We start from the raw sequence: 21,646 nt of genomic DNA, 5'->3' as shown, positions 1-21,646 counted from the left end.
TTCAAAAAATATAAAATCGTAATGATAACTCTCAAAGGGAAAAATATTTACCTGCGTGCTTTAGAACCTAATGATTTAGAATTCGTGTATGCCATGGAAAATGATCAGAGCATTTGGGAGGTTAGTAATACGCAAACTCCATATAGCCGTTTTCTTGTGCGTCAATATCTCGAAAATGCACACCAGGATATTTATGAAGCCAAACAATTGCGTCTTGCGATTTGCCAGGATGAAGATTTTCCGGCGATTGGTTTGATTGATTTATTTGAATTTGATCCTAAAAATAACAGGGCAGGAGTTGGTATTGTAATTCAAAATAAGGAAAATAGAAATCAAAACATTGGTTCTGAGGCTTTAGAGTTATTAATAAAATATTCTTTTTACAATTTAAATTTACATCAATTGTATGCAAATATTAGTGTAAGAAATGTAGCAAGTATAGCTCTTTTTACTAAATTTGGCTTTGAGCAAACAGGAATTAAAAAAGATTGGATCTTGCTAAATGGACAATATCAGGACGAGGCAATTTTTCAGTTAATTAACAAACAAATTTAAATTTTTTAGACTTTGAAATTAAAAAAGATTATCACGATAGTTGCCGTAGCCGTTATTTCGGTTTTGATGATTTACGGATTCATTTTAATTAGCAGAATTTTTAGTGCCAATACTAAATTTGAAGAAAAAGAACTTTACGTATATGTTCCTACGGATGCTACTTATGCAGATGTAAAAAAAATATTAGAACCTTATATTAAGAATTTCGATAATTTTGAAATGGTTGCCAATAAGCGCAGCTATCCTGAAAATGTAAAGTCAGGTCGTTTTTTACTTAAAAAAGACATGAACAATATTGATTTGGTTCGTGCAATGCGTTCCAATGTTCCGGTTAAACTGGCTTTTAATAATCAGGAACGTTTAGAGAATTTTGCAGGAAGAATAGGTTCTCAAATAGAAGCAGATAGTTTATCATTACTAAAAGCAATTAAAGATTCTACTTTCTTAAAAGAAAATGGTTTTAATGAAGAGAATGTTTTTGCTATGTTTATTCCAAATACTTATGAAGTGTACTGGAATACCTCTGCAGTGAAATTCCGTGATAAAATGATCAAGGAATATCACAATTTCTGGACTCCAGAAAGAATTGAAAAAGCTAAAAAACAAGGATTAACACCAGTTCAGGCTACTATTTTGGCTTCTATTGTACACAAAGAATCAGTAAAAAAAGATGAAAGACCTCGTATTGCGGGAGTTTATTTAAATCGTTTACGTCTAGAAATGCCTTTACAAGCAGATCCTACTGTGATTTATGCGCTAAAACTTCGTGATAATAATTTTGATCAGGTTATTAAAAGAGTTTTTTATAATGACTTGATTATGAGATCTCCTTATAATACTTATGTAAATATCGGATTGCCTCCGGGACCAATTGCGATGCCTGACATTACTGCTGTTGAAGCTGTTTTAAATCCTGAAAAACACGATTATATTTATTTTTGCGCCAGTACAGAACGTTTTGGTTATCATGAATTCGCTTCAAGCTATGAACAGCACACCATTAATGCAAAAAAATACTCAGACTGGATTGCTAGTCAGGGCGTAACAAGATAGTTTTGAATTTTAGAGTTTATTTATTTTTATCGATTTTATTCGTTTTGTGTATTCAGTATGCTGAAGCTCAGGATAAAATCGATAATTTTTTTAAGCCTTCTGATACTTTAAATGTAAAAAGGCAAAATAGAGTTATCATAACTGAAGCTGCTTTGGCTTCTGCAACATTAATTGGTTTGAATCAGATGTGGTATGCCGATTATCCCAAATCCGATTTTCATTTTATAAATGATAATGATGAATGGCTCCAAATGGATAAAGTTGGGCACTTTTATTCGGCTTATCATTTAGGAAGATTTGGTGCTGAAGCCCTGAATTGGAGTGGTACCAGTTCTAAAAATCAATTAATTTACGGCGCTGGTATTGGTTTCGCTTTTCTTACTGCTGTTGAAGTTTTAGACGGATATTCTGCCGAGTGGGGTGCATCTTCAGGTGATATAATCGCTAATGCAGCCGGAACGGCATTGTATGTTTCTCAGGAATTACTTTGGAAAGAACAGCGAATTACACCTAAATTCTCTTTTCATACTACCCAATATGCAAATCAAAATCCTGAAAAACTCGGTAGTTCACTTAATGAACAGATTTTAAAAGATTATAATGGACAAACTTATTGGCTTTCTGTAAATCTGCATTCTTTTGCTAAAGAATCAAAAATTCCGAAGTGGTTAAATGTTGCTTTTGGATATGGAGCCGATGGAATGTTATCCGGGAACAATAAAAATGAAAATTTCGTTTCAGCCAAAAATCCGCAAAAAATTCGTCAGATTTATCTTTCTTTTGACGTCGATTTAGCTAAAATTAACACAAAATCGCACTTTTTGAAAACTGTTTTTTCTGTTTTTAACACAATTAAAATTCCGGCCCCAACGCTTGAATATACCGCCAATAAAGGGCTTAAAGCACATCTGATTTATTTTTAAAAACCGTAAGTTATTGATTTACAGAGTTTTTTTTGTTTTGTTATCTTTGCGCCGTAGAAATTTCAAAAAGGTGACAGCGTTTTGAAGAAAAACAATTTATGATAAAGAAATGGTATTATTACACTAGTTTAATCGTTATTATTACATTTTTAACTTTGGGTTTCAAACCCTTTAGTCTGGAAACCAAACCTTGGTTTTATACAGAAAAAACAGATGGATCGGAATACTTATTTCCATCTCTTGACAAAGATGATTATCCATCACAAACAAAATTAAATGCACCATTCACCGGAAATCGGCTAATTGGTTTTAAAGAAGCAATTGCTTTTAAAGAATCACAGGGAAAATACCGAAAAGTAAATTCAATTGGCTATATGGGAAAATACCAATTTGGTTCTAAAACTCTAAGAACTGTAGGTGTTCACAGTGACAAAGATTTTTTAAAAAATCCAGCCTTACAGGAAAAAGCGTTTATTGCTTTGTTATCTAAAAACAAATGGATTTTACGCAGGGAGATTGAAAAGTATGAAGGAAAAATCATTAACGGAATTGAAATTACCGAGTCAGGAATTTTAGCAGCAGCCCATTTAGGAGGTGCTGGTTCTGTAAAGAACTTTTTCAAAAACAAAGGGAACAGGCATTTTAGAGATGCTTATGGAACCTCTTTGAGAAGTTACATGAAAGCCTTTGGCGGTTATGATCTCTCTTATATTGAAGCAGATAGTAACGCAACAATTAACGATTAAAAATTAAATGCATAAAAAGATCCCGATATATTCGGGATTTTTTTATGCATTTAATTTTCTTTTAATCAATTAGTATTTCTAAGATTTTGATTGCCGCTTCACTAATTTTTGTACCGGGTCCAAAAACGGCAATTGCTCCGGCATCAAATAAAAACTGATAATCTTGTGCTGGAATTACACCTCCAACAATAACCATAATGTCTTCACGACCATGTGTTTTTAGTTCTTCAATGACTTGTGGAACTAATGTTTTGTGACCCGCGGCTAATGAAGAAATACCTAAAATATGCACATCATTTTCAACAGCTTGTTTGGCGGCTTCAACCGGAGTTTGAAACAGTGGGCCGATATCAACATCAAAACCTACATCAGCATAACCTGTTGCTACTACTTTTGCACCACGGTCATGTCCGTCCTGACCCATTTTGGCAATCATGATTCTCGGACGTCTTCCTTCTTGTTTTGCAAAAGTGTCAGCAAGTTGCTTAGCTTTTTCAAAATTTTCGTCGTTTTTAATTGCTGCACTGTACACACCACTAATAGATTTTATTTGTGCTTTGAACCTGCCAAAAATACTTTCGAGAGCATCACTGATTTCGCCTAAAGTTGCTCTGTTTCTGGCAGCTTCAATAGCCATTTCCAGTAAATTTCCGTGTCCGGTTTTAGCACAATGAATTAATTTTTCAAGGGATTGGTTTACTTTTTCCGTATTTCGGGTTGATTTTATTTTTTCAAGCCTTTCAATTTGTTGTCTTCGTACAGTTTGATTGTCAATATCTAAAATATGTAAAGAATCTTCTTTTTCTAATCTGAATTTATTTACACCTACAATAATATCCTGTCCACTGTCTATTCTTGCTTGTTTTCTTGCAGCTGCCTCTTCAATTCTAAGTTTAGGAATTCCGGTTTCAATGGCTTTTGTCATACCGCCTAATTCTTCTACTTCTTCGATAAGCTTCCATGTTTTTTCAACTATTTCATTGGTCAGGCTTTCCACATAATAACTTCCTGCCCAGGGATCGACTGTTTTGGTAATTTTAGTCTCTTCCTGTAAAAAAATCTGAGTGTTTCGTGCAATTCTGGCAGAAAAGTCCGTTGGTAAAGCAATTGCTTCATCCAAAGCATTTGTATGTAATGATTGGGTTCCTCCAAAAGCAGCAGCCGAGGCTTCAATGCAAGTTCGGGTTACATTGTTAAAAGGATCCTGTTCCGTTAAACTCCATCCGCTTGTCTGGCAATGTGTTCTTAAAATTAATGATTTATCACTTTTGGGATTAAATTGTTTAACCAGTTTTGCCCAAATCATTCTTCCGGCTCTCATTTTGGCAATTTCCATAAAATGATTCATGCCAATAGCCCAGAAAAATGACAGTCTTGGAGCAAATTCATCAATGTTCATACCTGTAGATAGTCCGGTTCGGATGTATTCTAAACCATCTGCCAGCGTATAAGCCAGTTCGATATGAGCCGTTGCACCCGCTTCCTGCATGTGGTATCCCGAAATTGAAATAGAATTGAATCTTGGCATTTTTTTGCTTGTGAATTCAAAAATATCGGCAATGATTTTCATAGAAGGCATTGGTGGATAGATGTAGGTATTGCGAACCATAAACTCTTTTAAAATGTCATTTTGTATGGTGCCTGAAAGTTTTTCAGTCGTAACTCCCTGTTCTTCTGCAGCTACAATATAAAAAGCCATGATAGGTAAAACAGCACCATTCATAGTCATGGATACAGACATTTCATCTAATGGAATCTGGTCAAAAAGCACTTTCATGTCTTCAACAGAATCAATAGCAACACCTGCTTTTCCAACATCTCCCACAACTCTTTCATGATCAGAGTCGTAGCCCCGATGTGTTGGTAAATCAAATGCGATAGACAGACCTTTTTGACCGGCTGCTAAATTTCTTCTGTAAAAAGCATTGCTTTCTTCTGCAGTTGAAAATCCTGCATATTGTCTAATAGTCCATGGTTTTTGTACATACATGGTTGCATAAGGACCACGCAGATTTGGTGCAAAACCTGCCCCAAAATCTAAAAAGTCTAATTCCTCAATATCTTTTTCAGAATAACTTTTTTTGATTTCGATTTCTTCTGCTGTAGTAAAGTGATCAATTGTTAATTCTGAATCATGGGATTTTTCATCAGATTCTTCACTTTTGAATTGTAACTTTATATGTTTAAGATCTTTTCTTATCATTGAAATACTCTTTTTAGCAATTTATAATTACTTTGAAAAAGATTACTCTTGTTCTAAACGTTCCTGTTCCAGTTTTTCTGCTAATCTTTTTTCAATTATCGGTGTAATCAATGTTTTTCTGGGTTTTATTTTTACAAAAGGAAACAGTTCTAAATCATGTTTCATTTTGTCTTCAGGGTTTGGATATTTATTCGTGCCTAATAGAACTTCTTTTTGAGCATCGAATAATTCCTGCTCTTTATGGGCACTTTCCTGAATTTTCTTTTTAATGGTTCCATCGTTCAAGAGTTTCAAAAATCCTCCGCTGGTTTCAATATCCTTAAATAGAGCGAGACTTTTTTCGGCGAGGTGAATGGTTAAACTTTCGATATAATAACTGCCATCAGCAGGATTATCCACTTTATCAAAATAGCTTTCGTGTTTTAAAATCAATAATTGATTTCTTGCCAGTCGGTCGCCAAATTCATTGTCTTTATGGTACAAAGAATCGTAAGGCAAATTGGCAACAGCATCAGCACCTCCTAATATTGCCGACATGCATTCTGTCGTGGTGCGAAGCATGTTGACATTATAATCGTATATGGTTTTATTCCGTTTCGTTGGAGTAACCAATAAATGACAATCTAAATCAGGATTGTATTCGGCGGCAATTAAGTTGAAGAGCATTCGCAGGGCACGGAGTTTTGCTATTTCAAAGAAATAATTTGTTCCTACAGCTGTCTGAAAGACAATTGGTTTTGTCCAATCTGGAAAACGATTCAGATATTCGTTTGCATGTGCAAGACTATATGCGATTTGCTGTGTTATATTGGCACCTGCATTTTGATATAAACTTAAATCGATGCTAAATAAACAAAGATTTTTCGTTGCTTTCGAAATTTTTTCAAGAGTTTCAAAATTATTTTTGTCAGAAGTTACAAACCAATTTCCTTCCCTGGCTAAATACCCAATTGGATCTAAATTGCAATAAAAAAAGCTTTTTTTTGAATGGAAATAGTATCCAGTATTTTTACGAAATCGATTGAAATGAAATTTAAATTAAAGTAAACGATTCGGTTTTCTAAAGGAAGGTTTTCTAATAATTTTTGAATATCGATTTTTTCATTTTGAATGGTAAAACGTAAGCTTTCAGCCCCTCTGTCAAGAGAGTTTAAAGCTCTTTGAATAGATTTTTCAACATCGTAAACAAATATATTTTGGCAGATTTTAAAATTGGAAGCCTGCGTTTTTACTTCAGCAGTTTTATAATCTTCGTCGTAATGATAAAATGGTTTTACCTGAATGTCTTCCGGAGAATTCCAGATTACTGTTTTGTTGTAATCGGCACCGTCCAGTTCAAACTGAATTTTTTGTTTCCATTGTTTGGATGAAATCGGACTAAAATCGTCGAATAGGGTAGTAGCCATTGGGTGTTTTTCTAATTATTCTTTTTCCTGAATTGTATCGCCTTCAAATTTGATAATGTATATGTCTTCGCTGTCTTTTTTCATGAAGTACTTTTCGCGGGCGTATTTCTCTATCTGTTCAGGATTTTTGAGCTGTTTAATCTGTTCCTGGTCTTTTTTAATTTCTTCCTGATAATAGGTTTTATTGTCTTTAAGCTCATTAATCTGATCGTTTAAAAAGCGATGGTCGAAATAAGAGTAATTATCTAAAAACAGCATCCATACTATAAAAAACAGCAAGACCCAAACATATTTATTGCTTAGGAATCTGAACCAGGATTTATCTTTGTACGGATTTTTCATTTTCTTTTTATTTTTTAGCCCCGATGGAGCCGGTATCCTTTTTATGGCTTTTTCTGCCATAAAAAGATAAAGGCGAGAGCGGGAAACAGCTCCTTATTTTTATGGAATAAATTTACAATAAAAATTATGAAATTCGCTGATTAATTACGGCACGAACTACATCAATTGCGACAGTGTTGTATTTGTCATTTGGAATTATAATGTCGGCAAATGCTTTTGATGGCTCGATAAATTGCTCATGCATAGGTTTTAAGGTGTTTTGGTAACGGTTTAAAACTTCATCAATATCACGTCCTCGTTCTGAAATATCTCTTTTTAAACGACGAATTAATCTTTCATCAGAATCGGCATGAACGAAGATTTTAATATCGAACATATCCCGTAATTCAGGATTTGTCAAAATTAAAATTCCTTCAACAATCATTACTTTTCTGGGGTGAGTAGAAACTGTATCGTCAGTTCTGTTATGCTGAATGAAAGAATAGACAGGCTGATCTATGGTTTCGCCTGCTTTTAATGCTTTAAGGTGTTTTACCAGCAATTCAAAATCAATAGCGCGTGGATGATCAAAATTGATTAAGGCTCTTTCATCAAAAGACAAATTATGGGTTTCTTTATAGTATGAATCCTGAGAAATTACACCTACTTCAGTGTCTGGTAATTCATTCATGATTTGATGTACTACAGTTGTTTTTCCGCTTCCTGTTCCTCCTGCAATTCCAATAATGAGCATAAATTTTGATGTTATAATTTGTTTCGCAAAAATAATAATTTAACTGAATCGCTAAACATTTAAAATAATTTAACCATATAAGTAACATTAGTAAATTTAAGCTGTAAAATGTTTAAATAAAATGTTACTTAACCGAAATTATATTGCTTATATGATTAAAAATATAAAAAAATCCCGAAAGTAAAAACCTTCGGGATTTCGTGCAATCAGTATAGTTTTTATAAAATATTCTGAATTTAGTAAGCACTTGTAATTATTTATTCTTTTTTGCTTTTATCATCATTTCAAGCTGATCCCAAAGTTCTTCAGGAATTGCTTCTAATAAGTTGAATTGTCCTGCACCTTTTAGCCATTCGCCCCCATCAATTGTAATAACATCTCCGTTTATATAAGCTGAAAAATCAGATACCAGATAGGCTGCCAGATTTGCCAGTTCCTGATGTTCGCCAACACGTTTTAAAGGTACTTTTTTGGCCATATCAAATTTCTCTGCCAAATCTCCAGGTAATAATCTGTCCCATGCACCTTTAGTCGGGAAAGGTCCCGGAGCAATCGCATTAGAGCGGATTCCGTATTTTGCCCATTCTACGGCCAGACTTCTGGTCATGGCTAAAACTCCTGCTTTTGCCGTAGCACTTGGTACCACGTAAGCTGATCCTGTCCAGGCATAAGTTGTTACAATATTTAAAATCGTTGCTGATGTTTGTTTGCTGTCGATCCAGTGTTTTCCAAAAGCAAGTGTACAGTTTTTTGTACCCTTTAGTACGATATCGATAACAGTGTCAAATGCATTAGCAGACAAACGTTCTGTTGGGGAAATGAAATTTCCGGCTGCGTTATTTAAAAGAACATCTACTTTTCCAAAAGCTTTTAAAACTTCCTGAAGCATATTTTCGACTTCTTCATAATGTCGAACATCACATTGAAGCGGTAAACATTTTCCACCTGTTTCAGTTTCCAGTTCAGCTGCAGTTGTTTTAAGCTTTTCTAAATCTCTTGAAGTAATGGCTACCTGAGCTCCTAATTCTAAAAAATATTTGGTCATCGCTTTTCCTAAGCCGCTTCCGCCTCCTGTAACTACAATGACTTTACCTTTTAAAGCATCGTCTCTTAACATTTTATCTGTATAGCTCATACTTCTTATTTTTACAAAATTAATTAATTTAAATAGGATGCATGCATAATATTGTTATATTTTTTTAAAAAACTTTATATTAGGCATATTTTTTTTGCTGCTGATTCGAGGGTGAAGTTATCTTTAGCGAAACAAAAACGTATTAATTTATGGTCTTTATGATCTGAATAGAAAGTTGAAATTGGAATTGCGGCAACACCATGATCTGTGATGAGTTTTTTGCAAAATGTAACATCATCGTCGTTGGAAATTGAAGCATAGGAAGCAACCTGAAAATAAGTTCCTTCACAGGGTTTTAACTCAAATCGGCTGTTTTGAAGCAGTTGTTGAAAATAATCCCGTTTTTCCTGATAGAATTTTCCAAGTAAATTGACGTCCACTATATCTAAATATTCACTTATGGCAGCTTGTGAAATACTATTAACGCTAAAAACCAAAAACTGATGAACTTTTTTGATTTCTTTCATCAGATATTCAGGAGCAATGGTGTAACCAATTTTCCAACCTGTAATATGAAATGATTTTCCGAAAGAAGAAACCATTATGCATCGGTCTAAAAGGAAATTTTTAGTATGTGCTGAAATATGTTTCTCTTCGAAGGTGATGTATTCGTAAACTTCATCTGATAAAACAATAATATCGGGATATTTTTCAAGAAGATTTTTTAGCTGTACAAAATCTGGTTCGGTCAGGATTTTCCCCGTTGGATTATGTGGATTGTTGATAATCATCATGCTGCTTTTTGCAGAACAGGCTTTTTCTATCGTTTCCCAATTTGGCGTATAATCGTCATTTAGCGCTACGCGGACTGGCTTAGCTTTGCAAAGTAAAACAGGAGATTCATAAGAGTCGTAGCTTGGATCCAGAATAATGACTTCATCGTTTTCTTTTACTAAAGCCAGAATGGTTGTGAAAATTCCCTGGGTTGCTCCAGTGGTAACCAGAAGTTCTGTATCAGGATTTATGATTCTGTTATAAGAATTCAGAACTAACTTTGCAATCTTATTCATTAATGGAGGATAACCTGCCATTGGTGTGTATTGGTGAACGTTTTCTTTCGCTAATCTAGTAACAATATCAGTTAGTCTTTCATCAACAGGAAAATTTGGAAATCCCTGCGAAAGATTTATCGCATTATATTCAGTAGCCATTTTAGACATTAATGTGAAAATGCTTGTGGTTACGTTTGGGAGTTTGCTCATGATAAAGTTTGGTTAGGGAAAAGAGATGATTAAATTTAATCGACGGCTATAGGAATAGCCTTTAAAACTCTAACAACCTTGTTATTTTGTTTTCCTGGACTCCATTTGGGAGATAATTTTAATACTCTAATTGCTTCTGCACCTGTTCCATATCCAATATCTCTTAAGATTTTTATATCACTTAAAGATCCATCTTTTTCAATAATAAAAGTAGCATATACTCTTCCTTTTAGATCTTTTTGTGGATTTTTATAGTTATCTTTTAAAAAACGTTCTAGTGCTTCTTGGCCACCTGGAAATTCAGGCATCACTTCTAAGCCAGCAGTATTATATACTTGATTTTCTTCGTCTTCTCTAACTACTTCAGCTATTGGATTGTTATTATTACGGTTATAAAATTCTAAGGATTCAGCTGAGTCAATACCTTTTACGGTAATAGGAAATGAATAGTTCCATCTCACATATTTGTTATTTCTTTTTGCGGGAGTCCATCTAGGAGATAATTTTAATACTCTAATTGCTTCTTCACCTGTTCCATATCCAATGTCTCTTAAAATTTTTATATCACTTAAAGTTCCATTTGTTTCAACCATAAAGGATACATACACTTTTCCTTTTAAGTTTTTCACAATCGGCATTCTATAATTATTTTTTATAAAATCGTTATATAAAGCTTCCGGTCCACCAGGGAATTCAGGTTGTGAATCTACACGTGAATTATTTTTACTGCTGTTTACTACTGCATCAGGGTCTGATTTAATAGTTGGTTCTTTGTGTTGAGAAAAAGTATTTTGTACAAAACAAATCAAAATTAACGGAAGAAATTTTTTCATGATGATGGTTTAATTTAGTTTACATTTTATGAATAATAAAAATCGCAGGACGTTTATCTAAATCAACTTTTAACTTCTTCCAATCAGCAACTTTCAATGTTTTGATGAATTCTGTTGGCAAAGTGATATCTGCCGCGATACAAAGATGAGTTGCAGGACTTAAAATCTGTAAAAGATCTTCAATCAGTTTATTATTTCTATAAGGTGTTTCAATGAATAATTGTGATTGATTTTTATCATAAGATAATTTCTCAAAATGACGAATTGCCGATTTTTTTTCATCTTTGTCAATTGGCAGATAACCATTGAATGTAAAACTCTGACCATTCATTCCGGAAGCCATCATTGCCAATAGGATAGAAGAAGGACCAACCAAAGGAACTACCTGAATTCCTTTTTCATGTGCCAGTTTTACAATCACAGCGCCTGGATCAGCAACTCCGGGACAGCCGGCTTCGCTCATTAGGCCCATGTTTTTTCCTTCTAATAAAGGTTTTATGAAGTCTAAATGTTCGCTCGCTTCAGTTCGTTTGTTAAGTGTGAAAAGAACCAATTCTGATTGCTTTTTCTCTGGTAAAACTGCTTTTATGGATTTTCTGGCTGTTTTATCATTTTCAACAATATAATAATCTATCAATTCAATACTTCTTTTTACGGTTTGTGGTAAAACATCCATAGGGTCGCTTTCGCCCATGGTTGTTGGAATTAAATATAATTTTCCAGGAAGTTTCATATGTTGGTATAGAATATAAAATGAAATACTTTTTCAATTAATGTAGTGGTTATAATTGAAAAAGTAAATTAAGAGTGTTTTTTGATAAGTTTTTGGGCAATTATTTCAGCAACTTCATCTAGCATCTGATAGACATTGTCAAAACCATTAACGACTCCATAATAAGGATCTGGAACGTCGACATTTTCATCCGGAAATAATTCATTTAGAATCAGATTAACTTTGCTTTTGTGTTCCGGAGTTTTAGCAAGGTGCATGATATCTCTATAATTTGAATTATCCATTACGTAGATGTAATCAAATTCATCAAAATCAGCAGTTTTGAATTGTCTTCCTTTTTGCTGATCAATGCATAAACCATTTTTTTGGGCAACAGCAATAGATCTTTTATCAGGGGAATGCCCCACATGCCAGGAGCCGGTTCCTGCTGAATCAACTATAAAATTTTCTTTTGGTAATTTGGATGCTAAAATGCCTTCGGCTAAAGGCGATCTGCAGATATTTCCCAAACAAACCATTAAAATTTTTACTGGCATGATGCGCGTTTATAGCGTTAATTTTTTGTTGATGTCTTCGACAAATTTTTTGAATTGTTTGTCTGTAGAAACTAAATTATCGACTGTTTTACAAGCATGTAAGACGGTAGCATGATCGCGATCTCCAATTTGAGAGCCAATATTTGCTAAAGAAGCTTTTGTGAATTTCTTTTGCAAAAAACATCGCCAATTGTCTCGCTTGAACCACGTGTCTTTTTCTGGTTTTAGACTGAAGGGTTTCAATATCCAGCTGAAAATAATCAGACACGATTTTTTGAATATAATCAATAGAGATTTCTCTCTTTACATTTTTAACAAATTTCTCTACAACGCTCTTAGCTAACTCAATTGTTACTTCTTTTTTGTTGAAAGAAGACTGGGCGATTAACGAAATAATAGCTCCTTCAAGTTCTCTCACATTGGTTTTGATATTGCGGGCAACATATTCAAGGATGTCTTCCGGCATTTCAACACCGTCACGGTAAAGGATATTTTTTAAGATCGAAATACGGGTTTCATAATCTGGCTGATGCAATTCGGCAGATAATCCCCATTTAAAACGGGATAACAATCGCTGTTCAATATCCTGCATATCAACAGGTGCTTTGTCCGAAGTTAAAATTACCTGTTTTCCGTTCTGGTGCAGATAATTGAAAATGTGGAAAAATACATCCTGAGTTCCTGATTTTCCTGATAAAAACTGAACGTCATCAATAATTAAAACGTCAATTAACTGGTAAAAATGAATGAAATCATTACGATTGTTCTTTTTTACGGAATCAATATATTGTTGAGTAAAAATCTCTGCAGAAATATATAAAACGGTCTTTTCCGGATATTTATCTTTTACTTCAACACCAATAGCATGCGCTAAGTGTGTTTTGCCTAAACCAACCCCGCCGAAAATCAATAAAGGATTAAAAGATGTTCCTCCTGGTTTATTGGCAACAGCCATACCTGCAGAACGGGCCAGACGGTTTGAGTCTCCTTCAAGAAAATTGTCAAAACTGTAATTCGAGTTTAATTGCGATTCAATTTTTAAATTTCTAATTCCAGGAATTACAAACGGATTTTTAAGTTCCGGATTAAGGTTTTTAAACGGAGCATCCACTTCTTGTGGTTTCATTGGTACTCTGTTGGAACTTGGCAGCTGCTCGGTAAACGGCTGTTTGTTTCCATAAGTGTTTTCCATTTTAATTTTATAGAGTAACTTTGCGTTTTTTCCCAGTTCTTTGGTAAGCGCAACTTTCAATAATTTTACATAATGCTCTTCGAGCCATTCGTAGAAAAATTTACTTGGAACCTGAATATATAACGCGTTGTCGGTTAGCTCAACTGATTTGATTGGTTCAAACCAGGTTTTGTATGCCTGATCTTGAATATTGTCTTTTATAAAGGACAAACAGTTTTCCCATACTGATTGAGCAGTTTTAGTCATAAATTCAGATAAATTTTTTTTATTATTGATAAAGATTCTCCTAATAAAAGGGAGCAATTTAATTCCGTATTTCGGGATAACAAATATGTGAACAAATTTCTGTAAAAAAAAATATTTTGCTCTCTAATTTTATAAAATAATATTGTAAGAGGCTTGTAAAAATTAAATTTTTTTAATATATTAAATAATGAAAAATCATCAAACTCAGATACGTGTCCGCTACTCAGAAACCGATCAAATGGGAATCGTATATCATGGAAATTACGTTCCTTATTTTGAGATAGGACGCGTGGAATGGCTTAGAAACAAAGGGATTTCGTATAAAAGTATGGAAGAAAGCGGAATCGGACTGCCTATTGTTTCGATGCAGATAAATTACAAAAAATCGGCGCGTTATGATGAGCTTTTAACAATTCATACCACATTCAAAAGTCAGTCTTCAGTCAAGATTGAATTTGACTGTGCAATTTATAATGAAGCGAATGAGTTATTAACAACGGCAGTGTTTATTTTGGTATTTATTTCGTTAAAAACAGGTCGGCCAACTGCCCCTCCGGATTATATTTTAGAATTATTTAAAACACTTAAATAATTGCTAAAACGAGGTGCGTTTTTATATCGATTTACATAATTTTTATATCGATTTCAAACATTAAATCAAAAGTGCTGAATATAGATTCAGCATTTTTTTTTCGGGTCTTTGTTATTATTTTACCAATTGGCAGTCCTGAATTTTCATCAATTTCCATTTCCTGAGAAGTTATTTCGAGCTTTTTCTCCTTGATTACCCGCATTACCTTGTTCATGTTTTTATAATCAAAAGAGATTAAAAAATGGACATCAATTGTTTTTTCGACAATTTTACAAATCTCAAGTGTCATTTGTGCAGTAGTTTTGTAAGCAGCTATTAATCCGCCAACCCCCAATTTTATTCCGCCAAAAAATCGAACCACAACTACAAGCACATTGGTTAAACCAAAAGACTGGATTTGTCCATAAATTGGCGCTCCGGCTGTATTGCCTGGTTCTCCGTCATCATTTGCCCGATATGAAATTTTTGGTGCAGTACCAATTTGATAAGCATAACAATAATGTACAGCGTGGGGATGCTGCTTTTTTAACCTTTCAATAATAGGTTTTACTTCGTCCTCAGTTTCTATTGGAAAAGCATAGCCAAAGAATTTGCTACCTTTTTCTTTAAATAACACTTCTTCAGATTCAGAAGCAATAGTTTGATAGGTGTCGTTATATTCCAAAAGTACGGTTCTAAAGTATTTGTTTTTCAAATAAATCCACAACATCTTCCTTGCTAACTTGTAAATTCCAGACATGAAGTCCTAAAGCTGCAGCAGCATCAGTGTTTTCTTTTTTATCGTCAACAAACAAAGTTCGTTTTGGAGATAATTCGTGTTTGTTGATGATATATTGATAGGCTTCTGGATTTGGCTTTCGTATTCCAATTTCAAATGAAAAATACACTTTTTCAAAACATTGGTAAAAATCTCTGTAAAAAGAGACTCCGCTTTTATTTTCGAAAGTTGCAATATGGATAGAATCGGTATTACTTAATAAAAACAGACGGTATTTTTTAGAAAGCATCTGGAGAAATTCTAATCGGTATAACGGAAAATCTGCGAGTACAGCATTCCATGCTTCCAGAATTTCTTCGATTGAGGCATTAGGAAGCTGTGCCTGAAAACCTGCCAAAAAATCATCATGCGAAATATCGCCGGTCTCAAATAACAGATTCAATCGGTCAAATTCAGAATTCCATTCGGTCATGCCTAATTTCTTTAGTCCCGAAATAGTGGCTTCTTTATCTAAATTGATGAAAATGTCTCCAAAATCAAAAATTATTGTATCAATCATAATTTCTAATATGTGTTAATTCGTCGTTCTGAATATAAGTTTTGTTTGCGTTTTTCTTTTCAATAAGCGGAGCTTTTATTCCTTTATTAAAAGTAATTTTTCCTGTAAAAATGCGGGCTTCATCCCAAATATTCTGGTCAATGAAAGCCTGTAAAGTTTGTGAGCCGCCTTCGATAATAATGGACTGAATCTGATTTTGATGCAAAACAGCCAAAATTTGCGGTATTATATTTTGATTAAAATTAATTACTTCAAAAATTGTGTTTTCTTTTGAAAGGGCAGTTTCAGATTTGGTAAAAACAATCGTTTTAACACTGTTATCAAAAATAAAACTGTATTTTGGAATTCTGTTGCTTTGATCTAAAACGATTCTTACAGGATTGTTCCCCGACCAGTCCCTGATATTTAATTTCGGATTATCCTCAATTGCAGTTTGAGTGCCAACAAGGATTGCCTGTTCTTCGCTTCTCCATTTATGAACCAATTGCCTGGAATAAGGATTGGTTATCCAAACAGGCTGGCGCTTCTGGCCAGGTTGTTTTTCAGGTGCTAGAAAACCATCGTGACTTTCAGCCCATTTTAAGATAATATAAGGCCGCTTCTTGTTGTGAAAGGTAAAAAAGCGCTTGTTGAGTTCATAGCATTCATTTTCTAAAACACCAACAATTACATTAGAACCTGATTCTATTATTTTTTTTATTCCCTTTCCGGCAACTTTTTCGTTTGGATCAACAGTGCCCACAACCACATTTGGAATTTTATGTTCGATAATCAAATCGCAGCATGGTGGTGTTTTTCCAAAGTGGCTGCAGGGTTCTAAGCTTACATAAATAGTGGCTTTTTTGAGTAAGGATTTGTCTTTGACAGATCGAATCGCATTGACTTCGGCGTGTGGTTCACCGGCTTTTTTGTGCCAGCCTTCGCCGATAATTTTATCTTCGTAAACAATTACACTTCCTACAATTGGATTTGGATATGTTGTTCCAAAACCATTTTTGGCCAGTTCGATGCAGCGTTTTATGTATTTTTCATGTATGTTCACATTGCAAAAGTAGTCATTTTTGAGTTTTAGTTTAATGTTAACAACGGAGTTGTTAAACAATATTAAAAGTATGTTTATTTTTGTGGAAGGCAGAATAAATTTTAAAATGGAAAATTGGATTATCAGAGAAATTAAAAAAGAAGACAATCAGGCAGTTGCCCAATTAATAAGATGGGTTTTTGATGAAATGGAAATCCCGAAAACCGGAACAGCTTATGAAGATCCGTATTTGGATTTAATGTTTGAACAATACAGTAAGGCACAATCGGTTTATTTTGTGGTTGAGAACGAAGGTGAAATTGTAGGATGTTGCGGAATCGCCCCTTTGGAAAATGGCGACCCGAAGATTTGCGAATTACAAAAAATGTATTTTTTACCCAAAACCCGCGGATTAGGAATAGGGAGCAAAATGATCGAAAAATGTTTAGAGCATGCTAAAAACTTTGGTTTCGAAAAATGTTATTTAGAAACAATGCCTTTTATGCATGCTGCCCAAAAATTATATAAGAAGTCAGGGTTTGTATATTTAGAGGCTCCGTTAGGATCTACAGGTCACAATTCCTGCCCGGTCTGGATGTTGAAAGAATTGTAAAATAACACTGTAACAAAATGTATTTCTCAATACTTATAGAAAGCAATTTAATTTAGCTAAAAAGCTTAAAATCCCCAATGAAAATCAAACAATACAGAACACAATTTATTAAGGAACTCTCTTCGTTATATGATGCTTACGAAGCTGAGAGTTTTTTTTATCTGATATTAGAAAACAAATATAATCTTAGACAAATAGATTTGGCTTTGAATCATGAATTAGCTTTTTCAGATGCTGATTTAGAGGTTTTGAAATCTTTTTTAAATGAACTGAAAAAAGAAGTTCCGATTCAGTATTTACTGGGGAAAACAAATTTTTATGGATTGGATTTTGAAGTGAATGAAAATGTTTTGATTCCAAGACCCGAAACAGAAGAACTGGTTGACTGGATTATTAATGAAAACAAGATTATCGACAAAACTAAAAAACTTAAAATACTTGACATAGGAACGGGAAGTGGCTGTATTGCAATTTCACTGGCAAAGAATCTGCCAAATGCAGAAGTTTATGCTATGGATGTTTCGAAGAAGGCTATTGAAACGGCAAAAAAAAATGCAAGGAATAATAATACCAAGATAATATTTATACTCAAGAGTGTTTTAGAATTAGAAATCCTGAAATCTAATTTTGATATTATCGTTTCAAATCCGCCCTATGTCCGCCATTTAGAAAAGCAGGAAATTAAAAAGAATGTTTTGGATTACGAACCGCATCTGGCACTTTTTGTGGATGACAATGATGCGTTGGTTTTTTACAGGAAAATTGCTGAATTAGCTCAAAAAAACCTTTTAGAAAAAGGGCAATTGTATTTTGAAATCAATCAGTATTTAGGAAAGGAAATGACTGAATTACTGGAAAAAATGGATTTTAAAAATATTGAATTGCGAAAGGACATTTATGATAATGATCGTATGATTTCCTGCAAGGTTTCCAAGACCTTGTAGGGATGTATTCTAAATACATTATAAGCATAACAAGGTTTTACAAACCTTACAGAAGAAATGAAAAGTTCTTGAAAAAATGATGGGTATAATTTAGCCCCGATAGCAGTGAAAATCCTTTTATGCCGGGGTTCGGCATAAAAGATTGAAACGTATAGCGGGACAACTGGTATTTAAAACGAGTAAATTCTGCTTCAAATAAAAATTATTCGTAACGTAAAGCCTCAATAGGGTCTAATTGAGAAGCTTTGATTGCAGGGTACAATCCGGAAACAATGGCAACCATAAAACTTGTACCAAAAGCTGCAAAAATTGCCATCCACGGAATAACGAATGCAAAGCTCATTGCGGCTGCAAATGCGAAACCGATTAAGATTCCTAAAACAATTCCGACTAAACCGCCAATTTGTCCAATTAATAAAGTTTCGATAAAAAACTGAACGGAAATAGTAATTTTTGTTGCACCCAAAGCTTTACGAACACCAATTTCGCGGGTACGTTCTGTAACCGAAACGATCATAATGTTCATTAAGGCAATTGATGATCCAAGAATGGTAATGATACTGATAATCCAGGAAGCCCATCCTAGATATTTAGTGATTCCGAGAATTCTGTTGATTAAATCGTCACTGCGGCCAATTCCGAAATTATTATCACGAACCGGACTAAGTTTTCGAACTCTTCTCATCGTACTGGTTGCGTTATCAACAGCCTGGTCTAAAAGTTCTTTTTTAGAGACCATTACGCTTATGGTATAGTTGATGTTTGGAGCTGTGAATAACGAGCGTGCTACCTGAATCGGGATTAAAACTCTTAAGTCCTGACTGTTTCCGAAAGTAGAACCTTTTTCTTTTAAAACTCCAATAACTTTAAAACGCGCACCTCGGATTGAAATAATTTTATCGATTGGATTGACATCTTTTAATAAACCCTTCTCGAAATCGGAACCTACCACACAGGAATAGGTATTATTATCGATATCAAACTGATTGAATGGGCGTCCTGAATTGATTTCTAACCCGGAGTTGCCTATAAAATGTTCGTCGACACCAACAATTGTGATTTCCGGATCTGTTTTTTGATCTAGATATTTGACTTCGGCTTTTGAAGTTGCTGTAAATGAAAGAGAAGTTTCCGTAAACGGGTATTTGTATTTGTTTTTAAAAGCGACAGCTTCAGGGTATGAAATAATCGGGTTGATGATCTCGCGTTCATTTCCGCCACGGTTTTTAACGGTATTTTCGTATTGATTAATGTTGAAAGTGTTCGCTCCCATAGATGCAAAATTAGTCGAAACCGTATTTTCAAGTGCAGTTACAACAGTCAAAATCCCAACCAAAGCTGTAATTCCGATAGCGATAATCAATACCGTAAGAATAGTTCGCAGCAATTGCGTTTTGATAGAACCAAAAGCAATCCGGATATTTTCTTTAAATAATTTTAGCATCATGAACAATTTGTCACGAAAATACGGTTTTTGTTACAAGTTTGTTTTCGAAGTGTTATTATTTATTCTAAAAAGTAAGATATTTGCAGGCGATTTTAAATTAAGTTGAAAGTTGGAAAGTCCTAAAGTCTTAAAGGCGAAATGTCAAAATCAACAATCAAAAAAATCTAGAAATAAATTAATTTTAAAGGTTTTGTATTTTAGTTTCAAAGAAATCTAAAATCTAAAATCAGAAATCTAAAATAAAAAAAGATGGCTTCAAAACCAAGTATACCACAAGGGACAAGAGATTTTTCACCTGCAGAGGTGTCAAAGCGTCAATATATTATTCAAACGATAAAAACTAATTTTGAGAAATTTGGGTTTCAGCCAATTGAAACGCCTTCGTTTGAAAATTCAGATACCCTCATGGGAAAATATGGAGAAGAAGGTGATCGTTTGATTTTTAAGATATTGAATTCGGGAAATTTTTTCTTCAATAAAAATAAAATCGAATTGCCGCAATCTTTAGAAGTGCTTCAGACTAATTCGGCAGAAACAATTAATGTTGATCAAAGAATTGAGTTGAATAAGTTTACAAGCAGAATTTCAGAAAAAGCATTGCGTTATGATTTGACTGTTCCGTTTGCAAGATATGTTGTACAGCATCAAAACGAAATCGAATTTCCTTTTAAAAGATATCAAATTCAGCCGGTTTGGAGAGCAGATCGTCCGCAAAAAGGCCGTTTTAGAGAGTTTTTTCAATGTGATGCCGACGTTGTAGGTTCAAAGTCACTTTGGCAGGAAGTAGAATTAGTTCAGTTATATGATACGGTTTTTACATCTTTAGGTTTAGAAGGTGTAACGATTAAAATCAATAACAGAAAAATATTATCTGGAATCGCTGAAGTTATCGGTGCTTCAGATAAATTAATTGATTTTACAGTTGCTCTTGATAAATTAGATAAAATTGGAGAAGATGGCGTAAAGAAAGAAATGATCGAAAAAGGTATTTCTGAAACAGCGTTGGTAAAACTACAGCCGCTTTTTAGCTTTAGTGGAACTTTTGCAGATAAAATCAAGCAGCTTTCAGAGTTACTAGCTTCATCAGAAGAAGGAATGAAAGGTGTTGAAGAACTGAAGTTTATATGTGACAATGTTGCTGAATTAGGACTTTCAACTGCGATTTTAGATTTAGATGTAACTTTGGCCCGAGGTTTAAATTACTACACCGGTGCTATTTTTGAAGTAGCAGCTCCAAAAACAGTTTCGATAGGTTCAATAGGCGGGGGTGGAAGATACGACGATTTGACCGGTATTTTTGGTTTGAAAAATATGAGCGGTGTTGGAATTTCTTTTGGACTAGACCGAATTTATCTGGTTTTGGAAGAATTGCAATTATTCCCCGAAACGGTTGCTGCAACATCAAAAGCGTTGTTTGTCAATTATGGAGATAAAGAAGCGTTGTATGCTTCGCAGGCAATTCAGAAATTAAGACAGGAAAATATAAAAGTAGAATTGTATCCGGATAACGTAAAAGTTGGGAAGCAATTTCAATATGCAGACAAACGTTTGATTCCTTTTGCAGTAATTGCAGGCGATCAGGAAATTGCTTCAAATTCTTATTCGCTTAAAAATTTAGTAACAGGTGAGCAGGTTTCGGTTGATTTTGAAGGATTGAAAAATGCTTTACTTGCATAAGTTGATAGTAAAGTGTTCTGTCACAGATTAAAGCAGATCTGATTGACTTTTGATTGAAATAAATCGGCACTCATCAGCTTAAATATTTTTAAAATCTACGTCAATTAATTTGCGGAACAGGAAAAAAACAGTTTATTTTGCGGCCTCAAGTTACGGGCGTAGTTCAAGGGTAGAATAGCGGTCTCCAAAACCGTTGATGGGGGTTCGAATCCCTCCGCCCGTGCAAATACAAATAGT

General features: G+C 34.1%; 20 protein-coding genes, 1 tRNA gene and 2 pseudogenes. 9 read left to right on the top strand and 14 right to left on the bottom strand.

Translation table 11 applies throughout. The features are described from left to right. Positions 1-21 precede the first annotated feature (21 nt). The 4 genes from P5P89_RS03970 (at position 22) to P5P89_RS03955 (ending at position 3,277) form a co-directional block, all read left to right on the top strand. Positions 22-555 (top strand): GNAT family N-acetyltransferase, encoded by a 534-nt coding sequence (locus tag P5P89_RS03970; RefSeq protein WP_278010842.1) that lies wholly within the window; start codon positions 22-24, stop codon positions 553-555. A 12-nt stretch (positions 556-567) separates the two neighbouring features. Next, positions 568-1,608 (top strand): endolytic transglycosylase MltG, encoded by a 1,041-nt coding sequence (mltG, locus tag P5P89_RS03965; protein ID WP_278010841.1) that lies wholly within the window; start codon positions 568-570, stop codon positions 1,606-1,608. Between the two features lie 2 nt (positions 1,609-1,610). Beyond that, positions 1,611-2,531, top strand: coding sequence for a DUF2279 domain-containing protein (locus P5P89_RS03960; RefSeq protein WP_278010840.1), 921 nt, complete (start codon positions 1,611-1,613; stop codon positions 2,529-2,531). Positions 2,532-2,629: 98 nt separating this feature from the next. Continuing rightward, positions 2,630-3,277, top strand: coding sequence for a peptidoglycan-binding protein LysM (locus tag P5P89_RS03955; protein WP_278010839.1), 648 nt, complete (start codon positions 2,630-2,632; stop codon positions 3,275-3,277). A gap of 61 nt (positions 3,278-3,338) precedes the next feature. Here the strand turns inward: P5P89_RS03955 and scpA are convergent, their stop codons facing one another. From scpA to dnaA, 10 genes and pseudogenes are all read right to left on the bottom strand, one after another. Then, complete coding sequence (scpA, locus tag P5P89_RS03950) at positions 3,339-5,480, bottom strand: methylmalonyl-CoA mutase (RefSeq protein WP_278010838.1); 2,142 nt, start codon at positions 5,478-5,480, stop codon at positions 3,339-3,341. A 42-nt stretch (positions 5,481-5,522) separates the two neighbouring features. Continuing rightward, positions 5,523-6,886, bottom strand: a pseudogene (locus P5P89_RS03945) (methylmalonyl-CoA mutase subunit beta). Between the two features lie 15 nt (positions 6,887-6,901). Then, a complete protein-coding gene (locus P5P89_RS03940) occupies positions 6,902-7,228 on the bottom strand; it encodes an FtsB family cell division protein (protein WP_223681836.1) in 327 nt (108 codons plus the stop codon). A 124-nt stretch (positions 7,229-7,352) separates the two neighbouring features. Further along, positions 7,353-7,961 (bottom strand): uridine kinase, encoded by a 609-nt coding sequence (gene udk / locus P5P89_RS03935; RefSeq protein WP_278010837.1) that lies wholly within the window; start codon positions 7,959-7,961, stop codon positions 7,353-7,355. A gap of 253 nt (positions 7,962-8,214) precedes the next feature. Then, on the bottom strand, positions 8,215-9,096 hold the full coding sequence (locus tag P5P89_RS03930) for an SDR family oxidoreductase (RefSeq protein WP_278010836.1): 882 nt from the start codon (positions 9,094-9,096) through the stop codon (positions 8,215-8,217). A 74-nt stretch (positions 9,097-9,170) separates the two neighbouring features. Next, positions 9,171-10,298, bottom strand: a complete 1,128-nt coding sequence (locus P5P89_RS03925) for a methionine aminotransferase (protein WP_278010835.1) — start codon at positions 10,296-10,298, stop codon at positions 9,171-9,173. 35 nt (positions 10,299-10,333) lie between these two features. After that, positions 10,334-11,131: an energy transducer TonB gene (locus P5P89_RS03920; RefSeq protein WP_278010834.1), complete on the bottom strand. Its 798-nt coding sequence runs from the start codon at positions 11,129-11,131 to the stop codon at positions 10,334-10,336. Between the two features lie 19 nt (positions 11,132-11,150). After that, positions 11,151-11,864, bottom strand: coding sequence for an SAM-dependent methyltransferase (locus tag P5P89_RS03915; protein ID WP_278010833.1), 714 nt, complete (start codon positions 11,862-11,864; stop codon positions 11,151-11,153). A 68-nt stretch (positions 11,865-11,932) separates the two neighbouring features. After that, positions 11,933-12,400, bottom strand: a complete 468-nt coding sequence (locus P5P89_RS03910; protein ID WP_278010832.1) for a low molecular weight protein-tyrosine-phosphatase — start codon at positions 12,398-12,400, stop codon at positions 11,933-11,935. Positions 12,401-12,409: 9 nt separating this feature from the next. Next, positions 12,410-13,838, bottom strand: a pseudogene (gene dnaA / locus P5P89_RS03905) (chromosomal replication initiator protein DnaA). Positions 13,839-14,025: 187 nt separating this feature from the next. Here dnaA and P5P89_RS03900 point away from each other — a divergent pair. After that, positions 14,026-14,430: an acyl-CoA thioesterase gene (locus P5P89_RS03900; protein ID WP_278010831.1), complete on the top strand. Its 405-nt coding sequence runs from the start codon at positions 14,026-14,028 to the stop codon at positions 14,428-14,430. Positions 14,431-14,461: 31 nt separating this feature from the next. Here the strand turns inward: P5P89_RS03900 and P5P89_RS03895 are convergent, their stop codons facing one another. From P5P89_RS03895 to ribD, 3 genes are read right to left on the bottom strand one after another with little or no spacing between them, the layout of a single operon-like run. Next, complete coding sequence (locus tag P5P89_RS03895) at positions 14,462-15,094, bottom strand: IMPACT family protein (RefSeq protein WP_278010830.1); 633 nt, start codon at positions 15,092-15,094, stop codon at positions 14,462-14,464. Between the two features lie 10 nt (positions 15,095-15,104). After that, complete coding sequence (locus P5P89_RS03890) at positions 15,105-15,707, bottom strand: HAD family hydrolase (protein WP_278010829.1); 603 nt, start codon at positions 15,705-15,707, stop codon at positions 15,105-15,107. Beyond that, complete coding sequence (gene ribD, locus P5P89_RS03885) at positions 15,700-16,749, bottom strand: bifunctional diaminohydroxyphosphoribosylaminopyrimidine deaminase/5-amino-6-(5-phosphoribosylamino)uracil reductase RibD (RefSeq protein ID WP_278010828.1); 1,050 nt, start codon at positions 16,747-16,749, stop codon at positions 15,700-15,702. Before ribD ends, P5P89_RS03890 begins: the two co-directional genes overlap by 8 nt. Before the next feature lie 106 nt (positions 16,750-16,855). On the opposite strand from ribD, the gene P5P89_RS03880 reads away from it, so the two are divergent. Further along, positions 16,856-17,341 (top strand): GNAT family N-acetyltransferase, encoded by a 486-nt coding sequence (locus P5P89_RS03880; protein WP_278010827.1) that lies wholly within the window; start codon positions 16,856-16,858, stop codon positions 17,339-17,341. A 77-nt stretch (positions 17,342-17,418) separates the two neighbouring features. Then, complete coding sequence (gene prmC, locus P5P89_RS03875; protein WP_278010826.1) at positions 17,419-18,285, top strand: peptide chain release factor N(5)-glutamine methyltransferase; 867 nt, start codon at positions 17,419-17,421, stop codon at positions 18,283-18,285. Between the two features lie 202 nt (positions 18,286-18,487). On the opposite strand, the gene P5P89_RS03870 is transcribed toward prmC, so the two are convergent. Then, on the bottom strand, positions 18,488-19,732 hold the full coding sequence (locus P5P89_RS03870) for an ABC transporter permease (RefSeq protein WP_278010825.1): 1,245 nt from the start codon (positions 19,730-19,732) through the stop codon (positions 18,488-18,490). Positions 19,733-19,981: 249 nt separating this feature from the next. On the opposite strand from P5P89_RS03870, the gene hisS reads away from it, so the two are divergent. Then, a complete protein-coding gene (hisS, locus tag P5P89_RS03865; RefSeq protein WP_278010824.1) occupies positions 19,982-21,409 on the top strand; it encodes a histidine--tRNA ligase in 1,428 nt (475 codons plus the stop codon). Positions 21,410-21,561: 152 nt separating this feature from the next. Continuing rightward, positions 21,562-21,632 (top strand) — tRNA-Trp (locus tag P5P89_RS03860). Positions 21,633-21,646 lie beyond the last annotated feature (14 nt).

The sequence above is a fragment of the Flavobacterium gyeonganense genome, assembly GCF_029625295.1.
Lineage (GTDB): Bacteria > Bacteroidota > Bacteroidia > Flavobacteriales > Flavobacteriaceae > Flavobacterium > Flavobacterium gyeonganense.
This window is presented reverse-complemented; position numbering and strand designations above follow the sequence as displayed.